We start from the raw sequence: 6,417 nt of genomic DNA on the forward strand, positions 1-6,417 counted from the left end.
AACGGCTACCAAATTACCTTTGGACTACTTCCAGCCATGACTACTGCAGCCGATCAGATAATTGCAGCTCTTAACGCGTTCGTAGCGGATTCTGATAGTGATACGAGAAACGTCCGTGATCTCTACGACATACTCGGGGACACCTTCCAGATGCTGCCGGTCGAAGACAAGATCCGAGTGGTTCCGGCCATGTTTGACATCATGGAGCGTGCGCCGGATGCGGACCTAGGCAGTCCCGGACCACTTGTTCACGCAATCGAATCTCTGGGCATTGCCGCTTATGAGCAACGGCTTATCGAGTCGGTTCGCAACAGGCCGATGTACTTGAATCTATGGATGGTGAATCGAATCCTGAACGCAAATACGAACACCACAGAGAGGGCTCCATTGCTCAATCTACTTCGTGGGGTGCGGGAACATCCTCTTGCAGCGAATGTCATTCAGGAAGCGGAGCGCTTCTTGGAGCACCAGGAAAAATGCTCAGAAGGCTAATCACTGTTAGCCACCTTGATCACCCCACGTGATAGGCAAGCAGTCGTACATCGAAGCCGGGAATGCCCGCGATGGAGACAACTGATCGTCCCTTCAGGGTCGGTAGCAGTCCATAGGCCAAGCAACTACCCACTTCAGTTGCCTCCATTCGTTCGCTTGCCAAACATGTTGACATTACCAACTCAATCACTGAGACATGCATAGCGCAATGGCTCCGACGCCATTCGTGGCCGGCATCTGACCCACCACGACCTCCCCCGGGCCCGGACCGCCGCAAGGATGAGGGGGCCCGTGATTAATCTGATTGGACATTCCCGGGGGGCGAGTACCAAGCTTGGCAATCTCTCCCGACTTTTCGATAACGTCCTGCCGCTCCTTATCGTATGTCTTAAACGCCGCTTTATCGACTTCATCCAGTTTCTTCAGCATTTGCGCCGCCTGTTCGGGCGTAGCTTTGGCCTCGGGCGGCCGCTGACCATCTTTCCAAGGGTACATCCATGCCCAGTTGATCAGTTGGTTGTCGAGCAAGGGCCCCATCTTCACGAATCCATTGTCCAGCGTCAGCTCTCCGACTGGACCGCAGGAGAACTTGGCAAACTGCGGCACCAACGGATGATTCCCGCGCTCGACAATTCTTGAAGTCCGTCCATCGCGGTAGATAGTGGCATTCGCAAGCTCGGAATACTGACCTGTGGTGCAGTTGACCAGAAGCTGCCTCACTACCGAATAGGGTTCTTTGGGCGCTTCATAAACGATCATGAGATCGACGTGCCTGACCGGATTCGAGGAGAGCGCATCGATGACTCTTTGTGCGAAATAAAGGGTGCGGGTTGGCTTGTCGCCTTGAGCCCAGATCAGATACCGGGCTGTCGGGTCCGGGCGCTGCTCAAGAGTTTGCGAATCGACTGCACTACAACCAGTAATCACCGTGCAGGCCACTGCCGAAAGGAGCAACGACAAACGATTGACCCATGAAGAACGACGCACGAGCGTCGACCGGCGCGCCTGCTGGTCGATCAGTTCCTCGGGGGGAAGATCGTGGCGACGGGACAGCAGGTCGAGGTGGATCTCGGGCATCCGGTTCACATGCTCGTCGACGACGACTGCGCTGACCGGCAGCACGTCCGGGCCGGGCGGCGTGTCGAGCGTCACGTAGCGGTTGAGCTGGGTCAGGTGCGCGGGGGAGCCGGCGCCGTTGATCGCCTCGGCGACCGCACCGGGCGTCTTGTCCATCAGCGAGAAGCCGGTTTGCGCGAGTTGCATCGCGGGCTGGACGGGGTCGACGTGCCGGGCCAAACCAGCCAAGGAGCCAAGCTGTCCGGCGACGCCGGAGGTGAGCGAGCCGCCGTGGCCGCCCAATGCACTGCCAATCGGCGTCAAGGCGCCCAGCGGGCTGCCGCCGAGCCCGGTCGGAAGACCGCCATTCGGAGCGAAACTCATTTTTTGTTCATTCCTTCTCAGGTTCTGCCCGGTAGGCCAGCCGGCCCGAGGCCCCGTTACTGTAGGAGAAAGGCCGACAAAACAAAAGACACTATCTGGCCCCTGATTCCATCGATGAACCGATCGGCCATGATCTGCGGCGGAGAGATTGGTTGACGCCTGGTCTTTCCGCTCGCCCTCGCGGTGAGCAGCAACAATCGGCCCGCATCATTACTACCCGCCGCGCCAACTGGCCCGGCAGGCCTTTCTTTTCCGCGGCACTCACCCTGGACGATCGGCGTGACGCCGGGCAGTTGTTACGAGTCGCTAGCGGCCCGTTGCTGAAAGGGGCGAAGTAGGTTTTGGCGTAGCGTTGTGCTGCGGGCGTTGTCGGATAAGCCGGGCGGATTCAACCGGCCGTTCGAGGATGCCCCCGGATCGCGTCTGCCGGGTTGAAGGCGTTTCGGATAGTGTGGCATGACTTGTACCGGGATAAATGGTCATCTTTTTCTACGGGTGCACGTCGATTACTCTGAGATCCTTCAATCGACAGAAACCCAATGAGCATGAATCGCAGAATTGCTGTTTTACCCGGTGACGGCATCGGTCCTGAAATTACGGCGCAAGCCGTCAAGGTACTTAACGCGCTCGGTTGTTCCTTCGAGTTGGAAGAAGCGCCGGTGGGGGGGACTGGCTACGCCATCTATGGCCATCCCTTGCCGGAGCCTACGCTCGAGCTGGCAAAATCAGCCGATGCGATTCTCCTCGGCGCCGTCGGCGACTTGCAATACGACCGGCTCGACCGGCCGCTGCGACCGGAGCAGGCGATCCTCGGTCTGCGCAAGCATCTTGGGTTGTTCGCCAACCTGCGCCCGGCGATGCTGTATCCGGAACTGTCAGCCGCGTCGACGCTCAAGCCGGAAGTCGTTGCCGGCCTCGACATCTTGATCATCCGCGATCTGACCGGCGACGTGTATTTCGGTGAGCCGCGCGGCACGCGTCTCGCACCCGACGGACCGTTCCAGGGGCATGACGAAGGGTTTGACACGATGCGCTACAGCGCGCCGGAAGTTGTCCGCGTGGCCCATGTTGCCTTTCGCGCCGCGCAAAAGCGCAGCAAGCGCCTGTGCAGCGTCGACAAGGCCAATGTGCTGGAGACCTCACAATTCTGGCGTGACACGATGATCAAGGTGGCGAGCGAATATCCCGACGTCGAGCTTTCGCACATGTACATCGACAACGCCGCCATGCAACTGGTGCGCGCGCCGAAGACGTTCGACGTGATCGTCACTGGCAACTTGTTCGGCGATATCCTGTCGGACGAAGCGGCGATGCTGACCGGGTCGATTGGCATGTTGCCTTCGGCATCCCTCGACGCGAACGGCAAGGGCTTGTATGAGCCGTCGCACGGTTCGGCGCCGGACATCGCTGGCAAGGACATCGCGAATCCTCTCGCGACCATCCTGTCTGCGGCAATGATGCTTCGCCATTCGCTGAACCTGCCTGATGAGGCCGAGCGTATCGAGACGGCGGTCAGGCGGGTGCTCGCGCAAGGGCTGCGCACGGCCGACATATGGGAAGCCGGCACGCGCAAGGTCGGAACCAACGAGATGGGCAGCGCGGTCGCGGCGGCCCTCACGACGCAAGCGGCAGGTTCGTAAAGGCCGTCATGTCGGCCATGAGGTGTGCGGCTCGATCATGCTGCAGCCGGTTCGATCCGGACGAGGCTTCGGATGGCGTTGAACGTTCGTCAGCTTGCGATGCTCAATCTCGCGCTCGATAGCAAGCTTCGAGCGTGCGATCTCACGCGATTGCAGGTGCGGGACGTCCGTCACGGAAGCCACATGGCAGCGAGGGCCACCGTCATGCAGCAGAGGACCCAGCGGCCGGTCCAATTCGAGATCACGGAACAGACCAGTGAGAGCCTCCAAGCATGGGTCGAAGCGCGAGGACTAAAGGTGGCGGATTTTCTGCTTCCGAGCCGATGGCATACGTCGCGCATCTGTCGACCCGGTAATAGACCCGGATGGTGCATCGCTGGGGCGCGTCGATTGGTCTCGACGATACCGCATACGGTACCCACACGATGCGGCGCACAAAAGCTTCGCTGATCTACCGGCGAACGAAGAATCTTAGGGCGGTACAGCTGTTGCTCGGGCATATGAAGCTGGAAAGCAGGGTTCGCTATCTCGGCGTCGAGGTCGACGATGTCCTTGAGAACGCGGAGCAAACCGAGGTTTGAGGTAGCTCGGCCGGTGAGTGGTTGCTTGCCGGCCAGAAGAGGTCACTCGACGTCGGTATCTGAATCGGTAACAATCGGTTCGCGGGCTTATGCCACGCATGCCTTGAAGCCGCGCAGGATCGATAAATGGCTACGAACCGCACAAAAAATCGGCTAGCTGGGGAGCTCAATCGCTTCGTGCTGCAGTACGCGCGAAAAACTCAGGCCTCAGAGCCAAACGACCGGCGATACGATCGAAAACTCGAAAGGAAAATGAAGCGCCTCTCGCCCTCCGAACTATCCGACCTTCTTTCGCAAGGTGACCAAGAGTCGGACGAACCGGGGCGCGAGAACGGGTAAGATCGGCCAAGAGCTGCCTGTCGTGAGGGGCTGCTTCCGGTAGGGATACGCTGTACTTGCCTAACGGTTCCGGCCGAGGACATGTTGATGTTTGCAATCTACGCCAAAGACACTCTGGTTGGACATTCCGCTCTAGAGCTGGGCGATCCGCCCATGGGTGTTGCGTTCGGCAAATTTGTCGCTGCTGACAAGTACAGGGAAATTCAGCACGAATGCCAGACGAACCATGCCGATCAATCGGGGCTCGCCTTGAGCGTAAAGACGCCGGCAGGAGCTTTGGTGCCATGTGCCGGGGTTGCGATCCTGGACTACTCGAATCACGCCGAGGACGGTGAACCGGCGTACGTCGAGGCGACCGTGTTGGGCATACCGTATCCCCTCTACGGTGAGCTATTTCGGGAGCACGTTGCCCGCTACGAGCAACAGTTCAGCGGGAACTGAGCGACTGCTTTTCGGCACCCAGATTTCATCGGCATACCTACCCTACGGGCCGATGATGGTCGGCCGCGACAGGTACAAACCGGCCACTTTCGGACCTTCGACTTCGGTGTCTAAACCGTCACCAATCCAGGTCACGAATACTTTTTGATGACCGTCGTTGGGAATGCCACACACAATCTCACGTCATCACCGCACGACGATTTCATCAGACTGGAGACATAGCTAATGACCGATCGTGCTTCCCGCCGTCAGCTCGACCTTCTAGGCTCTCCGCGCTGGCAATGGCTCGATGAACTTCTGCGTATCTGGTATGTGCGCGCCTTGGATTCAGCCGATGGCTGCTCGCCCGACGAGCTCGCCGATATCTCGGCTCACCTCAATTTCGTACTGCCAGCCACGCTTGCAGAGTGGTTCGAACTCGTCGGCCACCGCTTGGAATCCGTTCAGGACGCCCCCGCGACGCCCCTTACGGTGCGCGTTCAGGATGGCCTGGTAAGCGTCTGGACGGAGAACCAAGCTGTATGGGCGCTGCTCGTGGGCGCCGGAATCGATCCGACGTGCCAGATCGATAGTTCCGATTTCTGCTTTCCAGCTACTCCTTTGAGCCAGGCATTGCACGGGATGACGCTTAGCGACACGTTAGTGGGCGCTTGGGGTGGCAATGGTCGTGGACCACTTGGTGACTTGGCGTCATCGGTCGTCGGAGGCGTAATCGAGGACGCTGCGGACGATGAGGTGGCTCGTGTCCTGAGTGCTTTCCCCCAACTAAAAGTCCCAGGCAATCCGTTCTATAACGTTCCGCCCCATGGGGACGGCACGACGATACTTCGTGATGGGATTGGCTTGGAGTGGGCGGTGGCTACGGCTGAGGCATTCGAGCACATTAATGCGCTGGTCCCGCTCGAACCTTCCGGCGGCCGCTATCGGGTGAGCCTTGAGCTCCCTATGGCAGTCGCGCGCCAGGTCGGGCTGATCGGACGTAGTGCTATCCCGGATTTTAATGCCATCCATTTGCCCTCTGAACTTGCGAGGCCGGCGACGGGGAGCGTCAGCCAGCTTTCGACTTCATTTGAGTGGGAGACCGCGCAGCCCGAAAAATGTATGTCTGCCGTTCGGAACGCGCTGCCCGAGACTGAGCGAGCGCTGGCCAAGATTACTTACAGACCAGAGCGGATTGCGCACTGGCGAACCGTCGAATCGGATGGAGGTGTTGATGATGAGCGTTGAAATCTGCTTTTCCGCCGGTCGGTAAGCAAGCCACAGAAAACGGTACGTCAGCGTCTGGGACCGCGTTCGACCTGCCGGTCCAGGTGCAGGCGCGCGACGATATGGCGAAGCCGCGAATGGCTGATTGGGAGAAATTCGACTGACCGTTGTGGGTTGCGGATTCAACCCGTCGATGCAACACACTTGAAGCTGCATAGCAGCGAGGAGTGTTGCAATGAAACAGAGGCGGCGGATCTACTATACAGACAGTCAGAAAG

4 protein-coding genes and 2 pseudogenes are annotated in these 6,417 nt (G+C 59.1%); 5 read left to right on the forward strand and 1 reads right to left on the reverse strand.

What is annotated here, in order from left to right; translation table 11 throughout:
• Positions 1 to 36: 36 nt before the first annotated feature.
• On the forward strand, positions 37 to 492 hold the full coding sequence (locus GQ57_RS19605) for a hypothetical protein (protein ID WP_034198774.1): 456 nt from the start codon (positions 37 to 39) through the stop codon (positions 490 to 492).
• A 981-nt stretch (positions 493 to 1,473) separates the two neighbouring features.
• Here GQ57_RS19605 and GQ57_RS39740 read toward each other — a convergent pair.
• Positions 1,474 to 1,932: pseudogene (locus GQ57_RS39740) on the reverse strand (type VI secretion system Vgr family protein); the annotation flags it as partial.
• 545 nt (positions 1,933 to 2,477) lie between these two features.
• Between GQ57_RS39740 and leuB the strand changes: the two are divergent.
• From leuB to GQ57_RS19630, 4 genes and pseudogenes are all read left to right on the forward strand, one after another.
• Positions 2,478 to 3,572: a 3-isopropylmalate dehydrogenase gene (gene leuB, locus GQ57_RS19615; RefSeq protein ID WP_034198796.1), complete on the forward strand. Its 1,095-nt coding sequence runs from the start codon at positions 2,478 to 2,480 to the stop codon at positions 3,570 to 3,572.
• A gap of 24 nt (positions 3,573 to 3,596) precedes the next feature.
• Positions 3,597 to 4,153, forward strand: a pseudogene (locus GQ57_RS19620) (tyrosine-type recombinase/integrase).
• A gap of 426 nt (positions 4,154 to 4,579) precedes the next feature.
• On the forward strand, positions 4,580 to 4,933 hold the full coding sequence (locus GQ57_RS19625) for a hypothetical protein (RefSeq protein ID WP_200880666.1): 354 nt from the start codon (positions 4,580 to 4,582) through the stop codon (positions 4,931 to 4,933).
• Positions 4,934 to 5,158: 225 nt separating this feature from the next.
• Positions 5,159 to 6,160 carry a hypothetical protein gene (locus GQ57_RS19630; RefSeq protein ID WP_034198776.1) on the forward strand — a complete coding sequence of 334 codons (1,002 nt, stop codon included), beginning with the start codon at positions 5,159 to 5,161 and terminating at the stop codon, positions 6,158 to 6,160.
• The last annotated feature ends 257 nt before the right edge of the window (positions 6,161 to 6,417 follow it).

Origin of the sequence: Burkholderia sp. MSh2 (assembly GCF_000731655.1) — a bacterium.
Taxonomy (GTDB): Bacteria; Pseudomonadota; Gammaproteobacteria; order Burkholderiales; family Burkholderiaceae; genus Burkholderia; species Burkholderia paludis.